General features: G+C 63.5%; 17 protein-coding genes and 1 pseudogene. 11 read left to right on the top strand and 7 right to left on the bottom strand.

All coding sequences use genetic code 11. The features are described 5' to 3' along the window. Positions 1-28: 28 nt before the first annotated feature. The 10 genes from CU110_RS07960 to CU110_RS07920 all read left to right on the top strand — a co-directional run bounded on the left by CU110_RS07960 (position 29) and on the right by CU110_RS07920 (position 11,440). Positions 29-1,345, top strand: a complete 1,317-nt coding sequence (locus CU110_RS07960; RefSeq protein WP_164850317.1) for an FCD domain-containing protein — start codon at positions 29-31, stop codon at positions 1,343-1,345. Beyond that, positions 1,342-2,490, top strand: coding sequence for a galactonate dehydratase (dgoD, locus tag CU110_RS07955; RefSeq protein WP_077376333.1), 1,149 nt, complete (start codon positions 1,342-1,344; stop codon positions 2,488-2,490). Before CU110_RS07960 ends, dgoD begins: the two co-directional genes overlap by 4 nt. 96 nt (positions 2,491-2,586) lie before the next feature. Beyond that, complete coding sequence (locus CU110_RS07950; protein ID WP_084208665.1) at positions 2,587-3,384, top strand: SDR family oxidoreductase; 798 nt, start codon at positions 2,587-2,589, stop codon at positions 3,382-3,384. Next, positions 3,381-4,211, top strand: a complete 831-nt coding sequence (locus tag CU110_RS07945) for a 2-dehydro-3-deoxygalactonokinase (RefSeq protein ID WP_164850316.1) — start codon at positions 3,381-3,383, stop codon at positions 4,209-4,211. Before CU110_RS07950 ends, CU110_RS07945 begins: the two co-directional genes overlap by 4 nt. Beyond that, complete coding sequence (locus CU110_RS07940) at positions 4,208-4,822, top strand: 2-dehydro-3-deoxy-6-phosphogalactonate aldolase (RefSeq protein WP_084208663.1); 615 nt, start codon at positions 4,208-4,210, stop codon at positions 4,820-4,822. The genes CU110_RS07945 and CU110_RS07940 overlap by 4 nt, the downstream gene beginning before the upstream one ends. 40 nt (positions 4,823-4,862) lie before the next feature. After that, positions 4,863-5,819 carry an SMP-30/gluconolactonase/LRE family protein gene (locus CU110_RS07935; RefSeq protein WP_084208662.1) on the top strand — a complete coding sequence of 319 codons (957 nt, stop codon included), beginning with the start codon at positions 4,863-4,865 and terminating at the stop codon, positions 5,817-5,819. 44 nt (positions 5,820-5,863) lie between these two features. Further along, complete coding sequence (locus CU110_RS07930; protein ID WP_127735380.1) at positions 5,864-8,101, top strand: alpha-galactosidase; 2,238 nt, start codon at positions 5,864-5,866, stop codon at positions 8,099-8,101. A 5-nt stretch (positions 8,102-8,106) separates the two neighbouring features. Continuing rightward, positions 8,107-9,435, top strand: coding sequence for a beta-galactosidase (locus tag CU110_RS07925; protein ID WP_205694013.1), 1,329 nt, complete (start codon positions 8,107-8,109; stop codon positions 9,433-9,435). Continuing rightward, positions 9,329-10,024 (top strand): beta-galactosidase trimerization domain-containing protein, encoded by a 696-nt coding sequence (locus tag CU110_RS16855; protein WP_240665552.1) that lies wholly within the window; start codon positions 9,329-9,331, stop codon positions 10,022-10,024. Before CU110_RS07925 ends, CU110_RS16855 begins: the two co-directional genes overlap by 107 nt. Positions 10,025-10,054: 30 nt before the next feature. Next, positions 10,055-11,440, top strand: coding sequence for a GntP family permease (locus tag CU110_RS07920; protein ID WP_084208659.1), 1,386 nt, complete (start codon positions 10,055-10,057; stop codon positions 11,438-11,440). On the opposite strand, the gene CU110_RS17625 is transcribed toward CU110_RS07920, so the two are convergent. The 6 genes and pseudogenes from CU110_RS17625 to CU110_RS07890 form a co-directional block, all read right to left on the bottom strand. Further along, a complete protein-coding gene (locus CU110_RS17625; protein WP_164850315.1) occupies positions 11,400-12,359 on the bottom strand; it encodes an FUSC family protein in 960 nt (319 codons plus the stop codon). The genes CU110_RS07920 and CU110_RS17625 overlap by 41 nt on opposite strands. Before the next feature lie 97 nt (positions 12,360-12,456). Then, positions 12,457-14,013: pseudogene (locus CU110_RS17620) on the bottom strand (efflux RND transporter periplasmic adaptor subunit); the annotation flags it as partial. Positions 14,014-14,132: 119 nt separating this feature from the next. Further along, positions 14,133-14,318, bottom strand: coding sequence for a DUF1656 domain-containing protein (locus tag CU110_RS07905; RefSeq protein ID WP_103751440.1), 186 nt, complete (start codon positions 14,316-14,318; stop codon positions 14,133-14,135). A 20-nt stretch (positions 14,319-14,338) separates the two neighbouring features. Further along, positions 14,339-15,634, bottom strand: coding sequence for a TRAP transporter large permease (locus tag CU110_RS07900; RefSeq protein ID WP_084208657.1), 1,296 nt, complete (start codon positions 15,632-15,634; stop codon positions 14,339-14,341). Beyond that, positions 15,624-16,124, bottom strand: a complete 501-nt coding sequence (locus CU110_RS07895) for a TRAP transporter small permease (protein ID WP_240499516.1) — start codon at positions 16,122-16,124, stop codon at positions 15,624-15,626. The genes CU110_RS07900 and CU110_RS07895 overlap by 11 nt, the downstream gene beginning before the upstream one ends. A gap of 224 nt (positions 16,125-16,348) precedes the next feature. Then, positions 16,349-17,338 (bottom strand): DctP family TRAP transporter solute-binding subunit, encoded by a 990-nt coding sequence (locus CU110_RS07890; RefSeq protein ID WP_127735371.1) that lies wholly within the window; start codon positions 17,336-17,338, stop codon positions 16,349-16,351. A 674-nt stretch (positions 17,339-18,012) separates the two neighbouring features. On the opposite strand from CU110_RS07890, the gene CU110_RS07885 reads away from it, so the two are divergent. After that, on the top strand, positions 18,013-19,614 hold the full coding sequence (locus CU110_RS07885; protein WP_084208655.1) for an MFS transporter: 1,602 nt from the start codon (positions 18,013-18,015) through the stop codon (positions 19,612-19,614). 83 nt (positions 19,615-19,697) lie between these two features. Here the strand turns inward: CU110_RS07885 and CU110_RS07880 are convergent, their stop codons facing one another. Beyond that, a complete protein-coding gene (locus CU110_RS07880) occupies positions 19,698-20,447 on the bottom strand; it encodes an RNA polymerase sigma factor FliA (protein ID WP_127735368.1) in 750 nt (249 codons plus the stop codon). Positions 20,448-20,731 lie beyond the last annotated feature (284 nt).

Raw genomic sequence — 20,731 nt, 5'->3', positions numbered from 1 at the left:
CTGGACCCTGATTCATATCGACCCGCAGATGGTGGCATTCCTGGTCGCCAACGAGCTTCGTCAATCCCTGCATGCCAGCCTGGACAAGGGAGAGAGTCGCTATGTCTGGATCAATGAAATTCTGGATCCGACGGGCGGCCCCGGCTACGCCCGTCGCCTGATTCACCCGCTCTTGCCCGGCACCGAAGGCACGCTGCTCTCCACCGAGCATCGGGACAGCAGTGGACGCCAGCCTTACAAGACCGAACTCGAGGGTGTCCTGCAGGGAAGTGGCATCTTCTTCGATTACCGCTTCCCCCGCTCCCGTGGGGGGCCTGAAGAAGACAAGACGACCTATGCCGCGCTGTATCCACCCTTCCAATGGATCGTGGCCAGTGGGGTCTACATGGGCGACATCAACAATGCGGCCCTGACAGCCCACGCGGACATCATGCAGGAGAAAAGTCGTCTGGAGCGCTGGCATCTCCTGCTGACCCTCGGTGCCTGCCTGCTGCTGTTCCTGGCCATCGGTCATGCCCTCTTCCGGCAATCCCGCACCCGTCAGCGTCAGATGCGCCAACGCATGGGGCGTCTGGAAAACGAGCTTGAGCAGCGCGGTGAGGACAGGCTCAGCATGGAAGCCATCGCTGCCTGCCTGGCGCGTGAAATTCTGGCCGGCAAGTTCGAGCCAGACGACAACTTCCCGCGTGAAATGGACCTCTGCAAGCGCTTCGATGCCAGCCGTAACCGGCTGCGCAATGCACTGGCCCAACTGGTGGGGGCCGGGTTGCTGGAGCGCACTGCCGGCCGTGGCACCCTGGTGCGGCCGATGAGCGAATGGCAACTGCTGGATCCACTGATGAGCGACTGGATCAGCGGACTGGAAGGCATCAACCCTGCCCTGATGCGTGAGATCTACGCCTTCCGGCTGTCCGTCGAGCCCTATGTCAGCGCCCTGGCGGCGACCAAGGCCAACGCCCAGGACCTCGCAAGGCTGGAGCGCGCCTTCGAGGGAATGGTCGCGACCGCCAATGACGAGCAGCAGGCAGCTCACAGCGAATTTGACGTGGCGTTCCACGAGGCCATCTACCGCGCCACCCACAACCTGGTGTGGGCCCAGCTGGGTAGCTTGCTGCGCCCTTCCATCAGCCAGTTGATCGAGTCCTCCCAGCAGGCGGCACAACAGCACGACCAGGCCCATCACCGTGCCAGTCTCGAGCGACATCGCGCCGTGATGGAAGCCATCCGCCTGCGTCAACCGGACATGGCGCGTACCTGTGCCGAGCGCGTGCTGGAAACGGCTGCGCGCGATCTCGGATTCGGCCTTGATCACCCGCGCCTCGAGACGCCGCGCTTCTCGACATGAAAATCACTCGACTCAAGACCTGGCAAGTTCCGCCACGCTGGTTGTTCCTCAAGATCGAGACCGATGAGGGCTGCTATGGCTGGGGGGAACCGGTCATCGAAGGGCGCGCCGCCACGGTGGAAGCCGCGGTCCACGAGCTGTCGGATTATCTGGTCGGCCAGGACCCGCGCAACATCGAGCACCTGTGGAACGTCATGTACCGCGCAGGGTTCTATCGCGGCGGCCCTATCCTGATGTCCGCGATCGCCGGCATCGACCAGGCCCTGTGGGACCTGAAGGGCCGTGATCTGGGAGTGCCCGTGCATCAGCTGCTCGGCGGCCCGGTGCGCGACAAGATGCGGATGTACGCCTGGACGGGCGGCGATCGCCCGTCAGAGGTCGGCGCAGGTGCCAAGGCGCTGGTCGACCAGGGCTTCACGGCCTTCAAGATGAACGGCACGCCGGAGATGCAGATCGTCGATTCCCACAAGAAGATCGATGACGCCGTGGCGCGTGTCGCCGAAGCGCGTGATGCGGTCGGCCCGGACGTGGGGATCGGCATCGACTTCCATGGCCGCGTGCACCGCCCGATGGCCAAGGCGCTGCTGCGGGAACTGGAGCAGTTCCACCCGATGTTCATCGAGGAGCCGGTGGCACCTGAGCACCTGCCCGCGCTCAAGCATATCGCCGAGGGCATCGCGACGCCCATCGCCACCGGCGAGCGCCTGCACACCCGCTTCCAGTTCCGTGACCTGCTGGCGGACGGCATGGTCGACATCATCCAGCCGGATCTCTCCCACTGCGGCGGCATCAGTGAAGGCTTCAAGATCGCGACGCTGGCCTCGGCCTATGACGTGGCCCTGGCACCGCACTGTCCGCTGGGCCCGCTGACGCTGGCGGCTTCCCTGCAGCTGGATGCGGTGTGTCACAACGCCTTCATCCAGGAACAGAGCATGGGCATCCACTACAACAAGGACAACGACGTCCTGGATTACCTGGTCGACAAGGACGCGCTGGCGATCAAGGACGGATTCTGCGCCATTCCCCAGGGCCCGGGGCTCGGGGTCGAGATCGACGAAGCCTTCGTCGAGGAACGTGCCAAGGTCGGGCATCGCTGGCGCAACCCGGTCTGGACCCACGAAGACGGCTCCGTCGCTGAGTGGTAATGCCGAGCAAGCCGCAACGTACACACTGACAACACAGACGCCATGCCAGGACAGGCTCTCTGTCGAGAGTCTGTCACGCTGCAGAAGGGACTCATCATGACCCGTACCACATCACTCCATACTGAACTCCCCGCCTTCGCGGACTTTCGCTACCCGGACCTGGCGGGTGCCAGTGTCTTCATCACCGGCGGAGGCTCGGGTATCGGTGCCGCATTGACCGAAGGCTTCCTGGCGCAGGGTGCCAAGGTCGCCTTCGTCGGGTTGTCCGATGCCAGCGAATTCTGTGACGCCATGGAGGCCCGATACGCCAATCGCCCCCTGTTCATCCGCTGCGACATCCAGGATATCGAGGCATTGCAGGCGGCTGTTGCACAGGCGCGCGAGGTCCATGGGCCGATAGGCGTTCTGGTCAACAATGCGGCCCGTGACACTCGCCATACGCTGGAGGAATGGACGGTGGAGCAGTGGGATGAATCCATCGCCACCAACCTGCGTCCCCAGTTCTTCACCGCTCAGGCGGTCGCGGCTGACATGCGGGCACTGGGAGGCGGCGCCATCATCAACCTGTCTTCCAACAGCTACATGCTGGGGCTGGGGGGCTATCCCACCTACGTCACCGCCAAGGCCGGCATCATGGGGCTTACCAAGGCCCTGGCGCGTGAACTGGGGCCAGACGCCATTCGCGTCAACTGTCTGATTCCGGGCTGGGTAATGACGGAGCGTCAGCGCGAGCTGTGGGTCAATGACAAGGACTTGAACGAGTGCATCGACCAGCAGTGCCTCAAGGAAGCGATTCCGGTCGAGGACATGATCAATCCTTGTCTGTTCCTGGCCTCCACCGCCTCACGCATGATGACCGGCCAACCGATGGTCGTGGATGGAGGTCGAGTGTGAGCGCCGTCCATGCCCTCCCCGCCTGGATCGCCGTGGATTGGGGCTCCAGCAATCTGCGTGCCTGGGCGCTGGATGATCAGGATCGGATCATCGCCCAGGCAAGCAGTGCCCGCGGCATGCTGGGTCTGGCGAGCGATGAATTCGAGGATGTCCTGCGGGTGGTGATCAATGACTGGCTGCCCGAGGACTCCAACTCAAGCATGCCGGTGTTGATCTGCGGCATGGCGGGCGCACGCCAGGGCTGGGTGGAAGCGGCCTACCTTCCGGTCCCGGGTGAGCAAGCCCCTGCCATCGATGTCCTGTCTGGCCTGGCAGAGCAGCTGACCCATGTGGCAACGCGCGACAGACGTATCGCCGTCACCATCGTGCCGGGGCTGTGTCAGCACCAGCCGGCCTTTGATGTCATGCGCGGCGAGGAGACACAGCTGGCGGGTCTGGTCGCCGCTCAGCCGGGCTATAGCGGAGCCGTCTGCCTGCCCGGCACCCACGCGAAGTGGGCACAGCTCGAGAACGGGTCGATCACGGGCTTCACCACCTTCATGAGCGGTGAACTCTACAAGCTGCTCAGTCAGGATTCGGTCCTCAAGCACTCCGTGGCGGGAGGGGATCTTGCCGATGAGCCACAGCGTCAGGCATTTCTGGCAGGCATCGATGCGGCCATGGCGGAACCGGCGCGCATGACGGCGGCGCTGTTCGGCATCCGTGCGCGGGATTTGCTCGATGAACGCCTCGATGATGAGGCCTCGCGCGCAGCCTTGCTGGGTGCGCGGCTTTCCGGTCTGGTGCTGGGCCTTGAGCTGGCCGGTGCCACCTGGAGACTTCCATGAGCCTTCCCCTGGTTGCCATTCTGCGCGGCGTCACGCCGCAGGAAATCATCGCGATTGCCGACGAGATCATCGCGGCGGGCATCACCCGTATCGAGGTTCCGCTCAATTCGCCCCAGCCGCTGGTCAGCATCGCGGCGCTGGTCAAGCACTGTGCGACGGCCCATGACGGCCAGATCCTCATCGGTGCCGGCACCGTCCTGACGCCGGAGCAGGTGCGGGACGTGCACGGCGTCGGTGGTCGGCTGATCGTGTCGCCCAATGCCGATGTCGAGGTCATTCGCGAGAGCCGCCGCCTCGAGATGGTGTCCATGCCAGGCATCGTCACGCCGACGGAGGCCTTCGCGGCCCTCGCCGCCGGCGCCTCAGGTCTCAAGCTCTTTCCGGCGACCCAGGTCGGTATCGTCAACATGAAAGCGATGCTGGCCGTGCTGCCCAAAGGCACCGAGCTGTATGCCGTCGGGGGCATCGGCAGTGACAACTTCGCGCAATGGCGTGCGGCGGGTGTCCATGGTGCAGGTCTGGGAACGGCCATCTACACGCCGGGTCTGACGGCTTTTGACGTCGGTGAACGAGCACGCAAGCTGGTCTCCGCCTGGACCGCCGCCGACTGAGCCCCGGTGGCTCTCCCACAGGATTCACGAGGAGTAACGGATGACACGATCGACCTGCCTGGGCACGGCTGAGCGCCTCGTGGCCAGCCACTGCGAGCTGGGAGAAGGCCCCGGCTGGACACCCGCGACAACCACCCTGCCTGCGCGGGTGCGCTGGCTGAACATCCTCGCCGGCGAGCTGCATCACGCGGCCGCGGATGGCAGTGATCACGTCATCACTCAGCTTGCGCGCCGCACCTCCTATGCGGCGGTCACCCTTGAAGGCGACTACCTGCTGGTCGGGGAAGGCATGCTGTCACGCTGGAACCCCGAGACAGGCGCCGTGGAGGATGTCATGTCCTTCGAGGCGGACGCCATGCCCGCGACACGCAGCAATGATACTCGAGTGGATACCCACGGCAGTCTGTGGCTCTCGAGCATGGGCTGCAACGCCGAGACCGGAGCTGGCAGTCTCTACCGCCTGCACCGCGGCAAGCTTTGCAAGCTCATGGATGGGCTGACCATTCCCAATGCGCTGTGTTTCTCGCCGGATGGCCGCTTCGCCTATTTCACCGACACCGTTACCGGTCAGGTGATGCGCTGGCCGCTGGACGCCGATGGCTGGCCACTCAAATCAGCAGGTGAAGGGTCAGCACGTGAAGGGTCGGCAGGTGAATACGACGCCCCCGAAGTCTGGGCCGACCTGCGCGATTGTGGCGGTGGCCCGGATGGCGCCGTGATCGACGCCGACGGCCATATGTGGATTGCGCTCTGGGGGGCCGGCCGCGTGGCAAGGCTGGATCATGACGGCAAGGAAATCGCCCATGTGGCCCTGCCGGTCAGCCAGCCCTCGTGCCCGCTGTTCGGTGGTGAGGGGCTGAGCACGCTGTATATCACCACGGCGCATGAGGGCATGGCCACGCCGGATCATGCGGCGGGTGATGGTGATCTCTTCGCGCTGGACCTGTCAGCACACGGCTTCAAGGGACTGGCAGAAGCGCCGCTGGTGCTGAGCTGACACTGCCATTCCGTCTCTGATTCTTCTTTATTTCTGGACCTCTCATGATGACCGCAGACGCCCCATCCACCCGACCTTCGGCAGCGCCCGACGCGACCTGGTCCCCCCAACAGCAATGGCTGAGCCTGAGCGCCGACGGCATCCAGCTACAGCTGGATCTCGCCGATGGCCTGATCAGGCTGGCCCACCTGGGGCGCATCGCCCCGGTCACGCCAGCCCAGCACCGCCTGATGAGCGCTGCTGCCACGCCCCAGGCAAGCCTCGATCAGCTGCCGCCCAATACCTTGTTCAATGATGCCGGGCTTGGCTTTGCGGGCTATCCGGCCTTGATCGGTGACCGTGATGGACGTGACTGGCTCACCGACATGCGACTGAGTGAGGTGGCGTGCTCGACCGATTCACTGGGCGCGCATGCCCAGCTGACACTGGCGGATGCCACGAGCGAGCTGGAAGTTCTGCTGTCACTCACGCTCACCATCGAGGGGGTGCTGCGTCAGTCCACCACCCTGCGCAATCCTGGTACGGCCGACTATCGTCTCGAGTGGCTGGCGGCATGCTGCCTGCCACTGCCGAACCGCTTCGAACAGTGCCTGAGCTTCGGTGGCCGTTGGGTCCAGGAGTTCACCGAGACACGCCACGCCCTGAGTGAAGGCACCTTCACGCTCGAGAATCGGCGCGGGCGCAGCTCTCACCAGCGCGTGCCCTCCCTCATCGTGGGCACCGAGGGCTTCAGTGAGCAGTCCGGGGAGGTCATCAGCGCGCACCTGGCCTGGAGCGGCAACCATCGACTGCTGGTGGAGCGCCAGTTCGATGGCAGCACGCAACTGCAGCTGGGCGCACTGCTGTTGCCCGGTGAGCAGGTACTGGCCGCCGGTGCCAGCGTCACCACGCCGGAAGTCGTCATGGCGTGGTCGGATACGGGCATCAATGGCGCCAGTCAGCGCATGCATCGTACCTTGCGCGCACGACTTGACTGGCCGACGCCGAACAAGCCTCGCCCGGTCCACGTCAACACCTGGGAGGCCCTCTATTTCGATCACGACGCCGAGCGTCTGGAGGAGCTGGTCACCGCTGCCGGCGACGTCGGCGCGGAACGCTTCGTGCTCGACGATGGCTGGTTCGTGGGCCGCGATGGTGAGCGAGCAGCGCTGGGCGATTGGTACCTGGATCAGGGCAAATACCCCGAGGGACTGGGGCCATTGATCGCGTCCGTCCATGCCCAGGGCATGGAATTCGGTCTGTGGGTGGAACCCGAGATGGTCAATCCTGACAGCGCGCTCTTTCGCACGCATCCCGACTGGATACTGGCGCTGGAAGGCCGTGAGCAGCCACTGGGGCGGTATCAATGCGTGCTGGATCTCACACGCCCTGACGTCACTGACTATCTGTTTGCGCGACTGGATGCCCTGCTCAGCGACTACCCGATCCGCTATCTCAAGTGGGACATGAATCGCGACCTCACCCACGCCGCGACCCAGTCCGGCGAGCGACGCGGCATGCCTGCAGCGCATGCTCAGGTACAAGCGCTCTATGCGCTGCTCGCACGTCTGCGCCAGGCGCACCCTGAGGTGGAAATCGAGAGCTGCGCCTCGGGGGGCGCCCGTACCGACCACGGCATTCTGCGCCACACCCATCGCGTCTGGACCTCGGACTGCAACGACCCGCATGAGCGAACGCACATCCAGCGCGGTGCCAGTCGCTTCCTGCCGCCGGAGCTGCTCGGGGCCCATATCGGGCCGGAGCATGCACACACCACGTCGCGGCGTACTTCCCTTGCCTTCCGTGCCTCCACGGCCCTGTTCGGTCACCTGGGCCTTGAACTGGACGTCAGCCAGCTCGCGCCACGCGAGCGTGGGGAGCTGCGCGTCTGGATCGAGCGCTACAAGGCATTGCGCGGTCTGTTGCATGGCGGCGTGAGCTGGCGTCTGGACTGCCTGGATGACGGCCAGCATGCACATGGCGTGGTCAGCCAGGACGGTGAAGAGGCGATTTACTGCATCAGCCAGCTGGCCATGCCACGACACGCCGTACCTGCGCCACAGCCGCTGGCAGGGCTCATCGCCGAGCAGCATTATCGACTCGAGCTGCTGGAACTGCCGGAACATCCCGAACGCCGCATGAAGCAGCTGCCGGCCTGGGTGCAGGCCCAGCTCTCGGGGGAGCCCGTCGTCGCCAGTGGCGAGATGCTGATGCGTACCGGGCTTGCCCTGCCGGTGCTCGACCCGGAACAGGCGATCCTGATCCACCTGACTCCGGCTATCACTTCACCGATTCAAGGATGACCTGTATGCAACTCGGCGTCTGTTATTACCCGGAACACTGGCCGCGTGAGCGCTGGGCGCAGGATGCCCGTGACATGTTCGAGGCCGGCATTCGCGTGGTGCGCATAGGCGAGTTCGCCTGGAGTCGGCTGGAGCCGCGCTCCGGAGAGCTTCGTGTCGAGTGGCTCGACGAGGCCGTTGAGGTGCTTGCCCGCGCCGGTCTCAAGATCGTGATGGGAACCCCGACGGCCACGCCCCCGAAATGGCTGGTGGATGCCCATCCCGAGATACTGGCCGTCGATGAGCATGGCCAGGTGCGGGGATATGGCTCACGTCGTCATTACTGCTTCTCCTCGCCCGTCTATCGCACGCAGAGCGAGCGTATCGTGCGCCTGATGGCGGAGCGCTACGCCACTCATCCGGCGATCATGGCGTGGCAGACCGACAACGAATACGGCTGTCACGACACCATCCTCAGCTACTCCCGGGCGGCGCGCGCAGGCTTCCCTGAGTGGCTGGAACAACGCTACGGCAGTGTCGAAGCGCTCAATGAGGCATGGGGCGCGGTGTTCTGGAGCCTGGAAGTGACCACCTTCTCGCAGGTCGAGGCGCCGGTCGGCACCGTCACCGAGCCACACCCGGCGATCGTGCTGGATTATCGTCGCTTCTGCTCCGACATGGTGGTCGAGTACAACCGGCTTCAGGTCCAGACGCTGCGAGACAGCGGCGTGAACGTCGATATCGTGCACAACTTCATGGGCCTGTTCACGGAGTTTGACCACTTTGACGTCGCCCAAGACCTGGACATCGCCAGCTGGGATAGCTACCCGTTGGGCTTTCTGGAGCGTGGTGCCCATCCCGAAGCCACCAAGGCGTTCTATCGCCAACAGGGCCACCCTGATTTCGCCGGTTTCCACCACGACCTCTATCGCGCCATGTGCAAGGGGCGCTGGTGGGTCATGGAGCAACAGCCGGGTCCGGTCAACTGGGCCATCAGCAATGCCGCCCCACTGCCCGGCATGGTTCGCCTCTGGAGCCATGAGGCCTTTGCCCACGGCGCGGAAGTCGTCTCCTATTTCCGTTGGCGTCAGGCCCCCTTCGCGCAGGAACAGATGCATGCGGGTCTGTTGCGTCCGGATGGTTCACCGGCCTCGGCCTGGCCGGAGCTGTTGCAGGTCCGCGATGAACTGGCCCGAACAGGCCCCCGTGGCCTTGATGTTCGACTATGCCTCGATCTGGGCCTGCCAGATTCAACCGCATGCCGAGGACTTCGATGCGCTGGAACTGCATCTGAGCTGGTACAGCGCCCTTCGCCGGCTGGGTCTGGACATCGACATCGTCTCCTCTCGAGATGATGTCAGTGGCTATCCTCTCGTCGTGCTGCCCTGTCAGGTGATTGCCGACGATGCGCTTGCGGCACGCCTGAGCGCTGCACGTGACAGCGGCAGCCGTATCGTGATCGGCGCACGCTCCGGCTCACGCACGCCAGACTTCCAGATACCCGATCAACTGGCACCGGGCGCCCTCGGCGAGCTGGCCGGCGTCACGGTCGATCGGGTCGATGGTCTGCGCCCCGGTGCCTGCCCAGGCGTCACCACGGCCAATGGTCATCATGGCCACGCGTTGCGCTGGCGAGACCTGCTCGACAGCACGCGTACCACGGCAAGGGTCGTGACTCGTTTCGATGATGGAGAAGCGGCTCTCACGGAGCGCGCAGGGGTCAGCTATCTGACCGCCTGGCTTGAAGAAGATACCCTCATGGCCGTGCTGGTCGAGGAATGTCGCAAGGCAGCCATCCTTACCACCGCCCTGCCGGAGGGTGTGCGCCTGCGCTGCAGAGGCAATCTGGTGTTTGCCTTCAATTATTCGCGCTGCCACTTAAGCCGCATTGTCCTCTTGTCAGACAAACTCTACCGTGCGTCATTGGCAGACGGCACACCATGACTACAACGCCAACCACGAGATGTCCCCTTCATGAGCATTCTTGCCATTCTGATATCGCTGGGACTGTTGATGTTCCTGGCCTACCGCGGTATCACCGTTCTGTTGCTGGCACCTGTGATGGCGGCTCTTGCCGTCGTGCTTTCAGGTGATGCAGGCGCCCTGCTGCCCAGCTATACCGTCACCTTCATGAGCCAGCTGGGCGGCTACCTGGCCAAGTTCTTTCCGCTGTTCATTCTCGGTGCCCTGTTTGGCCAGTTGATGGCGGATTCCGGGGCAGCCCACGCGATTTCCGAGGGGCTGGTAAAGCGCCTCGGAACCCGCCATGTGATCCTCACCGTCGTGTTGGCCTGCGCCCTGCTGACCTACGGTGGCGTCTCGCTGTTCGTGGTGGCTTTCGCCGTCTATCCCATCGGGGCCCAGCTCTTCCGGCGTACCTCGACACCCAAGCGACTGCTGCCCGCGGCACTGGCGCTGGGCTCCTTCACCTTCACGATGACCGCCCTGCCCGGTACCCCGGCGATCCAGAACGCGATTCCGATTCCCTATTTCCAGACCAACAGCTTCGCGGCTCCCGGACTTGGCATCATCGCCGGTCTGATCATGCTGGGGCTGGGCACCTGGTGGCTGAAGGGCAGAGCCACGAAAGCTCAGGCGCAGGGCGAAGGCTACGGCAAGCATGACAATGAGGCATTGAATGACGATACACCGGTGGCACGCATGAGCATGCTGTCAGCGGTGATCCCGCTGATACTGGTGATCGGACTCAATGCCCTGCTCACCTACCTTGTCTTCCCGCGCATCGACTTCTCCTATCTCAATGATGCCTTCCCGGAGCTGGACCCTGCCGGCGCCACCGGCATGTGGTCGATATTGATCGCGCTGAGCTGTGCGTCACTCTGGCTGGTGGTGACTCGCTGGAAGCAGTGGGCTGACTTGAAGACGACGGTCAACAATGGCTGTTTCGGTGCCATGCTGCCCGTCTTCAACACCGCCTCGGAGGTCGGTTATGGCGCCGTGATCGCAAGCCTGGCCGGCTTTGCACTGGTCAAGGAGGCAGTACTGGGGCTCTACCCCGGCAATCCGCTGATCTCCGAGGCCGTGGCGGTCAACGTGCTGGCAGGGATTACCGGCTCCTCCTCGGGCGGCATGAGCATCGCGCTCTCGACACTGGGCTCGACCTACATGGAGATGGCCGTCAATGCCGGGATAGACCCTGAATTGATGCACCGTGTGGCGGCACTGGCGGCTGGCAGCATGGATACGCTACCGCACTCAGGTGCAGTCATCACGCTGCTGGCCATCTGCAAGCTGACTCACCGCCAGTCCTACGGACAGATGTTCATGATGACCGTGGCGTTCCCGATGCTGGCTCTGATCAGTGTCGTGACGCTGGGCAGCCTGTTCGGCAGCTTCTGACCACGACACCGCCCTGACGTGACTGCTGTTCCTGTTGACGGCTTTGCTCATGGCGGGCAAGACGCAGCAGGCGATCCCCCATGCGTCCCCCGAACCAGCTGTCCACCTGCTGAGCGGGGCGTTCGGCCAGCTCCCGGATATCACTTGCCGTTGTCTGGATCAGCTGGCGTTTGTCCCAGCCGGCCCCGGGTACCGGGATCAGGCGAAACCCGAGAATGGTCACGATCAGGCCGATCCCGGCCGCCAGACTCCGGTTGAGGGTATAGGCCACATCGAAGGTCATGCCGTTGTCGGGCATCACCAGCAGGATATTGAACACCACGAACGGCAGACAGATCCCCGCCAGCACCGGCACCACGGACCCCATCAGGCCGATGAACAACGGAACACTGAAGATCAGAATGAACGGCACGAAATGCTGGGCCTGACTCAACAGGACATTGCCGAACAACAGCACACTGGGAACGGCGAACAGCAGGCCTTTGAGCACCATGGGAATGATGGGGGCGGGGTCATCGCGACTGGCGAAGATACCGGAGAACAACGTGCCCAGCAGCATGGCCACCGCCCCATTGTCCCAGGCCGTCGCCAGCCAGAAGATGGAGGTAGTCCCGAAGATCAGCATGGCACGCAGCGCATTGGTCGCCGCTCGTCCGTGATCGCGATGCCAGCTCAGACTGGGCTGGCGCAATTGATGACGACCGGGATGATTGATGACCTCACGCGCCTGAAGCATCACCAGCGCATGGCCCAGCACTTCCCGCAGACTATAGAGCAGCCGTGCCTCGAGGGCAGACAGATTGCGCTGACCGCGTGAGATTCTCAGACATTCTCCGCGCAGCTCCTTCAAGGTGGCGCGTGCCTGCCCGATCCCCTGGTTGTCGGCCATGCTCTGGAAGGCGCTGCCGAGTCGCTGCATCAGGTCCTGTGTCGGTTGACTGAAGCGCTCCGGTTGCTGGCAGGAAGAATTCCGGGTGACGCAGCTGATGCAGTGCCTTGAGGGTGGCATAGAGGCGCATGCTCCGCCGAGTCAGCAGATGGACACCGCGGATACGCCCCTTGCCCTGAGGCCCCTCATACCGCGCGGAGTGGGCATCGATCTCGAGATTGTTGAGCGCCCCAAGGCCGGTCATCATCTGTTCGAGCATCGCCTGACGTTCGCGATTCTCCTCGGCATGCCGTTGCTCGGCGCTCAGGTCATCCTGGGAGGGGTCCGAGAAGGCCAGCGCCATATAACGGAAGGTGGCGTTGACGGCGGTATCCGCCAGCTGCCCCAGATGGTCTCGCACACGTATCGGCCAGACCAGCGCACTGACCAGCACGGCGCACAGTGCACCGAGACTCAACTCACTGAGGCGAGCCAGCGCCACCGAGAAGAAGTTGCCGGGCGCCGAGGACGTCAGCACCACGATGATCATGCAGGCCACCGCCCCCATCACGCAGCCATAGGAGAGGTTGTTGTGGGTGAGCGAAGCCCCGTAGATGCACAGGCCGATCCACAAGGTGACACTGCCCAGTGCCAGTTCCGGCGCCTGGGCAAACAGCCCCATGATCACGACGGCGACACCGACACCCGCCACGGTGCCGGCGATCTGGCAGATGCCCTTCTCGACCACCATCCCCGACATCGGGCGTATCTGCAGAAAGGCCGCCGAGATCAGCGCCCAGTACGGGCGATCCAGATCAAAATAGAAGGCCGCATAGAGTGCCAGTGACATGGCAAGGACACCCTTGAAGGCGAACTTCAGGGCAAAGGAAGAGGGTCTGAGAAACGCCGCGAGTGCCGGAGACACACTGAGCAGCCGGACACTCGCCGTCATGCCTGCCGCCAGATTGACCCCGGACGCCCGTACCGCCTCGATATCATCGAACTCCACTCTCACCGGAATGCGCTGTGCCAGGCGTACCCAGCTGAAGGTCGCACTCACCTGCGGCAGCTGCTGGGCATTGGTCGCGGTATTGTCATCGGCGATCCCCTCACCGATTCCCACGACACGGCCCTTGAAGTCCTTGTTGCCGCTCATCAGCGTGATCTGAACCGGATCTCCCTTGCGCACATGCTGCAGCTTGGTCTCCTGGAAATAGGCGCTGAGATAGAAGGAGTCATCCTTGATCAACGCCATGACCGAAGTACCCGCCGTCACATAGTTGCCCTGTGTCAGGTGCATGTTGAGGATGCTGCCATCCGCCGGAGCGGTCAGCTGGGTACGGTCAAGATCCAGTTGCGCGGATTGAAGCGCCGCCTCGGCCTGTTGCACATCGGCGCGAGCCACCTCGGCCTCGAGGCGAGCACTGTCACGCTCCTCTTCACTGATCGCCCGGTTGGTCAGGCGACTGCGTCGATTGGCTTCATGCTCCTTGAGCCGCAAGGTGGCCTTGGCACTGGCCAGACTCGCCTTGGCCTGAGCCAGCGCCGCCGCATAGCGGGCCTGGTCGATCTGCAGAATCACGTCGCCCTGCTTGACGCGAGTGGTGTCCGCCACGTTGAGCTCACTCACCCAGCCGGACACGTCAGGGCTCAGCGTGATCACCTCGGCACGCACGCGAGCATCCCGCGTCCAGGGACTGTACATGTAGGTCTTCCACAGCCAGATGGCACACCAGACCGCCACGGCCACCAGACACAGGGTAATGACCCATTTCACGACTTTCTGTCGAGACTTGCTCATGCAGTTTCCTTGAAGAGTTGACGTCAGGTCACCAGTGCGACGATTCCCGTCAGACAGATGATGAAGAGCGAGATGTCGAACCAGGCCTCGAACCATAGCTCATGATTGGCAAGCACCCGGTGCAGCAACGAGCGAATCAACCCGGCGATCACCAGCGCCGCCAGCGCATAGACCAGCATGGGGCTGATCAGGAATTCTCCCACCACCATCTCGTGCAGTGCATTGAAACCTACACGGCATAACCGAGGATGCGCGGCAGCCATAGCGCCAGTTCCGGGAACAGCATCACCACTGCCAGGGCCGCGAGCATCGCCACGACAAAGACCATCGCCCATCCGACGGTCTTCTCGAGTCGGACACCGGCCACGCTGCTGGTCACCATCAGATTGACGGCCACCGGCGGCGTGAACTGGCCGATCGCGATGTTCATGGCCAGCAGAATCCCGAACCATACCGGATGCCACCCGAAGTGCTGCATCACCGGAATCAGCACCGGCATCAGGATCAGGTAGATGGAGACCGCATCCAGCAGCATCCCGGCGATCAGTACCGCCACCATCACCAGAATCAGCAGCACCGTGCCGCTATCGGACAGCGTGATCAACCACTCGGCGAGATGGCGGAAGGTACCCAGCATGGTGCCGGCCCAGGCGAATATGCCCGCCAGCGCGATGATCAGCATCACCACCCCCGAGATCACCGCTGCTTCCCTGAGCAGTTCCCACACCTGGGAGAGCTTGAGCTCACGGGTGATGAAGAGCCCGACACACAGCCCGTAGGCAGCCGCCACCACCGCCGCTTCCGTGGGCGTGAAGAGGCCTGAGCGCAGCCCGCCGAGGATGATCACCGGTGCCAGCAGCGCCGGAATCGCTGAGCGGAACGCCGGACCCAGCGCGATACGTTCCACCTGAGTCGGATCTTCCCAGCGATAGCGCCGCGACAGCACCCAGGCCGGTACCAGCAAGGCCACACCCACCAGCAAGCCCGGAATCAGCCCTGCGGCAAACAGCGCGCGCAGATCCACCCCCGGCACCACGATGGAATAGAGGATCAACGCGATGGAGGGCGGGATCAGGATCGCCGTGGAGGCCGAGGCCGCAATCAGCGTCGCCGAGAACGCCTTGGGGTAGCCCGCCCGTGTCATGCTGGGAATCATCACCATCGCCACCGCGGCGGCATCTGCCGGGCCGGAACCACTCATGCCGCCCATGATCAGACACACCAGCACTGCCACCAGCGCGAGGCCACCGTGACGCGGCCCGATCAACGCCTGGGCAAAGCGCACCAGCCGCGCCGCCACTCCGGCACGCTCGAACACCAGCCCCGTCAGGATGAACAATGGAATGGCGATCAGCGGATACTTGGCAATGCTGTTGTAGGTATTGGTCCCCAAGGTGGCCAGCATGCTCACCGGCAGCCCCGCGACGATTCCCACCGCACCCGACAGCCCCAGCGCGAAGGCCACCGGCACGCCGAGTATCAACAGCGCGGCAAAGCTTGCGAGCAACCAGAGATCAGGACTCATGATCTGACTCCTTGCGCTGGTCGCGATCCACTTGCCGCGAATCAGGTCCTTGCTTCAAGCGATCAACACACTGCTGCAGCTGGCGCCAGGCCATCGCCACACCCAGTAGCGGCAGCCAGATTACATACCACCAGTTGGGCAGGCCCAGTCCCGGTGACAGCGATTCCCACTGATACTCCTCCAGCGCGAAGGTGCCGCCAAACCACACCACCAGTCCAAGCACGACCAGCACCGCCAAGGTCTGCAATACCACCACCAGTCGCCACAGCGGCAACGGCAGCACGTCTTCCAGCAGCGCGATACGAATATGTGCCTGACGGCGAATCGCCACCGAGGCGCCCGCCAGCGTCAGCAACACCAGCAGGAAGACCGAGAATTCCTCGGTGAAGGCAAAGGAGGCATCGGTGGCGTAACGCACCACCACGTTGGCCAGACTGATGATGCCGATCAGGCCCAGCGCCAACGCCGCCAGCCAGGATTCCGGCCGCACGCGTGGCGGTGGCCTGTCCGTGGGAGCAGGCGCTCCGCTGGTGCCGGTTTGGGTTTGATGTGAGGCTTGTTGAGACGGTTGTTGCGACTTTTGCGACATGACACGCGATCCACACGAACGCCGAGGCTGTCAGGCCCCGGCGTGGTTCTTCACTCAATAACGCGCACAGACCGCATTATTCCCGATGTCATCTGCTCCGTGAGCAGCGGCGATCATGACCAGACTCAGCGCGAGGCCTCGACCTCGGCACGTGCCGTCTCGACCAGCGCCTCACCGATCTTCGGTGTCCAGCTTTCGTAGACCGACTGGGTAGCATCGCGGAAGGCCTGCATCGCATCGTCATCGAGCTTGACGACATTCACGCCGCGCGCCTCGATATCCGCCAGCCGCTGGGCATTGCCTTCACGACTCATGGCGATCTCCCAGGCACCCGCTTCCCTGGCGGTCTCGGTCAGCAGAGTGCGCTCCTGTTCGCTGAGCGACTTCCAGACACGCTGGTTGGCGGCGAAGATCAACGGGTCCGCCATATAGTGCCAGAGGGTCAGATGGGTCTGGCCGACCTGATCGATCCGTGCCACATCGAACACCGACAGCGGGTTCTCCTGACCATCCACCGCACCGGTGGTCAGCGCCGGCTTGGCATCCGCCCAGCTCATCTGGGTCGGGTTGGCGCCCAGCGCGGTGAAGGTGTCCTGAAACAGCGGCGAGCCCACCACACGAATCTTCAGGCCCTTCAAGTCGTCCGGCGTGGTGATTGATTTCGAGGAATTGGACACCTCACGGAAGCCATTCTCGCCCCACGCCAGCGGCATGATGCCCTTGGACTCGATGGCGGCGAAGACCTGCTTGCCCGACTCACCCTGAGTCAGCGCATCGATGGCGGCGTGGTCCGGCATCAGGAACGGCAGCGAGAACAGGTTGAGCTCCGGCACCTGGGGCGACCAGTTGATGGTCGAGCCCACCGCGAGATCGATCAGCCCCTGACGCATGGCCGAGAATTCCTTGGTCTGGTCTCCCGCCACCAGCTGGGCATTCGGATAGACACGCAGGGTAAGCTCGCCACCGGAGCGCTCCTCTACCAGTTCCGACCACTTCTCGGCCGCCTGCCCCCAAGGGAAGGCATCCGACAGCACGGTGGAGACGGACAGCTCGCGCGCCTCGGCATCACTCGCCATCAGCGGTGACAGCAGAGCCAGGCCAAGCACGCCAGCCATCAGGGCAGCGCGACTCGGGGCGGCAACACGCGGAGGCGGAATCAGCGTTGGCGAGTGCGGCGGTCAGGGTCATGAATAACCTCTTGATTATGATGTTGTTGAGTGTGTCCTCGGGCAGATTCGCATCTACTTTGGTCGCTGACCATTCGACCATGCGACAGATCGGTGCTTTTTCGACGCTCACATGCTATCTCGCTCCATTCCCCATCACTGTATATGCATCCACCCCTCGGGTTTTCCGAGACTTTTTGCGTACGAAACGCTCGACCATGTGGTGTCATCAACGTGTGTTGCCAAGGAGTGTATCCAGCGATTCAAGAGGGCCAACCTGGGTGCAGGCCCCGCCAACAGGGAGTTTCAGGATATTTCACTTTGCTTGATGCCGTGCCTTTTACAACGCCAGCGTGTCCCCAGCCCCTTCGAGGTCAGGATTTCACGGAGCACTGTATACTTATCCAGCCCATTACATCATTGCGACAAATTTCCAGATCTGTCGCCTTTCATCCACGCAATGGCGCGCCACGGGTCGCAGACTGCGGATTCGGTCGGTAGACTGAGCGCCGTTCCCGCAAGGACCAACCACGACTGACCATCACCACGCACGCAAGTGTCGTACCTGACATCTCGTCGGCACCGCTCAAACGGTACCGACCTTGACCGATGAGGCCCCTTCCATGCCGCACCCCCAGCAGGAAGCCATACCCACTCCCACCTTCGAGACCGAGCCGCTCGACACGCCGCCCAAGCGACTGCAGCCGACCAGCAGTCTGGGCGCGGCGGTCGTTCTGTGGTCGCTGCTGCTGGGAATGGGGATGCTGATGCTGGCCAACGGACTGCAGGGCAGTCTGTTGGGGATTCGTGCCTCCTCGGAAGGCTTCAGCAACACCATGACGGGCATCATCATGTCGGCCTACTTCGCCGGCTTCCTGCTGGGCTCGACGCTTGCGCCGCGCAAGCTGCGTCGGGTCGGCCATGTGCGTACCTTCGCGGCGCTGGCCTCCATCACCTCGGTGTGTATCCTGATCCATGCGCTCTATGTGGTGCCCGAGGTGTGGATCGCGATGCGCTTCATCACCGGTTTCGCTTTCGCCGGTCTCTACGTGGTGGCGGAGAGCTGGCTCAACAGCCAGGCGACCAACCAGATGCGTGGCCGGCTGCTGGCCATCTACATGGTGATCACCTATCTGGGCATGGGCGGTGGCCAGCTGCTGCTCAACGTCGCCAACCCGAATACCTATCTGCTGTTCATCCTGGTCTCGGTGATCATGTCCTTGGCGCTGGTGCCGATGCTGCTGTCCGCCTCACCGCAACCGGAAGGCGCGCAGCCGGAGGCCATGGGGATCGTTCGTCTGCTGCGTCTGGCACCGCTGGGCACCCTGGGCGGCTTCGCCACCGGCATCGCCAACGGCACCGTCTTCGGCATGGGCGCGGTGTATGCCGACCGCGCCGGCCTGCCGGTGCAGGAAGTCTCCTGGTTCATGGGCGCCTTCATTCTGGGGGCCGCCCTGCTGCAATGGCCGCTGGGCAAGCTCTCCGACAAGCTCTCGGCCAAGAAGGTGATTCTGGGCTGTAGTGTCGGGGCGATCGCGCTGTCCATCGGCGGCGTGCCGTTCAGTGGTGGCAGCATGCTGACCATGGCGCTGCTGGGGGCGGGGCTCGGCGGGCTGATCCTGACCCAGTACTCGCTGTTCCTGGCGGCGGCCAACAACCTGCTGACCACGCCACAGATCATCTCCGCCAGCGGCACGCTGGTACTGATGCATGGCGCGGGCGCGATTCTTGGCCCGCTCACCGCGGGCCTGCTGATGGAGCGCTTCGGGGCCGTCGGCTTCCTCTATACCCTGACCGCCATCCACGTGCTGATCGTGATTCTCGCCGCCAGTGTCACCAGCAAGCCGCGTCAGGTGCTGGATGCCGAGGATGGCGATCACCCCGGTCACTATGTGGTGGCGCCCTCCACCACCAGTCCGCTGAGTGCCGCCTGGGTCGAGGAAGCCATCACCGAGCCCGAGACCGGTCAGCTGGAATTCGACTTCGATGCCGAACCTGAGCCGGAGCCTAGCGAGGAAGAACTCGCTGCCCAGCAACAGGAAGCGGCCTCTGAAACAGAAGGAGGCGTCGTGCAGCAGGTCGACAACGAGGAAGGCGTGATGAACGACCGCGTCACCGGCATGGAAGACGACTGGCATCTGGATGGCCATATCGATGAGCAGGCCCAGCACCTCAGCGAAGAGGAGCGCCGCGTCAGGTCGGAGCCGGAGCGCGAGAGCTACTGATCACGCCTGACGGCATGCCGAAATTGAAAATAGGAGGGGGGATAAAGACCAGGGAAACGAAGAAGGCTCATAACGATAAAGGCTCAGCGACGACGCTTGCCCGCCCGCGCCACCAGATGCGGCGCCAACACACCCTGCAGACGGCGCACGGCCTGGGAGTGCAACTGGGAAACCCGCGACTCGGTGACATCGAGCACCGCGCCAATCTCCTTGAGATTGAGATTCTCCTGATAATAAAGCGCCATCAACAGCTTCTCGCGCTCCGGAAGCCGTCCGATGGCCTCGGTGAGTGCTCGGCGAGTATCGGCCTCCTCCAGCGCCTCGTGGGGCAATGCGAAGGGCGAGGGCACGTAGGGAGTGGAGATTCCGCCCGGTGCGGCGCCATCCTCATCCAGCATCTCGTCCAGCGACATCACCATGCCGTTGTTGGTATCCAGCAGCAGGCGTCGGTAATCTTCTAGCTCAAGCCCCATGGCAGAGGCGATCTGGGTCTCCTCGGGCGGATAACCCAGGCTCTGCTCCAGCTGCTGGATCACGCTCTCAAGCTCGCGCCCGGCCCGACGCACACTGCGTGGCAACCAGTCTCGCGAGCGCAGCTCATCGAGCATCGCACCCCGGATGCGCTGACTGGCATAGGTGGCAAAGCTGGCGCCGTGGCCCTGCTCATAGCGGCCCACGCATTCACACAGCCCCAACATGCCAGCCTGAATCAGATCCTCGAGATCGACACTCGCTGGCAAGCGCACCTGCAACTGCAGCGCGATGCGGCGCACCAGCGGCTGATATTCGGTGTAGATATCCTGCTGGGCCATGCGCCCATTGGCGGTATACATCGGCGTCCTGGTCCTCGCTTGCATCCCTCGGGGTGGTTTGACTCAGGGTCATGCCCCCATCCTCGGGACTCCTGTTCCCAGCGTATTGTCGCGCCCCTGCCACAAACCATTCGCTCGAATAGCTACCCTCAGCGACGGCTTTCCTGCCTTACGTCGCAAGTCCGTCTCGGGGAGGCGGAAACCAAGGCAGACAGGAAGAGACAGAAAGGGAAGACGAGACACGCGGGCAGAGCCAGAAACTCAGCCGGATCGAGCAACATCAAAAGGCCGCAAAAAATTTCTAA

The organism is Cobetia sp. ICG0124 (assembly GCF_004006355.1).
Lineage (GTDB): Bacteria > Pseudomonadota > Gammaproteobacteria > Pseudomonadales > Halomonadaceae > Cobetia > Cobetia marina.
Note: the sequence above shows the minus strand (reverse complement) of the source record. Positions and strands in the feature narration are given on the sequence as shown.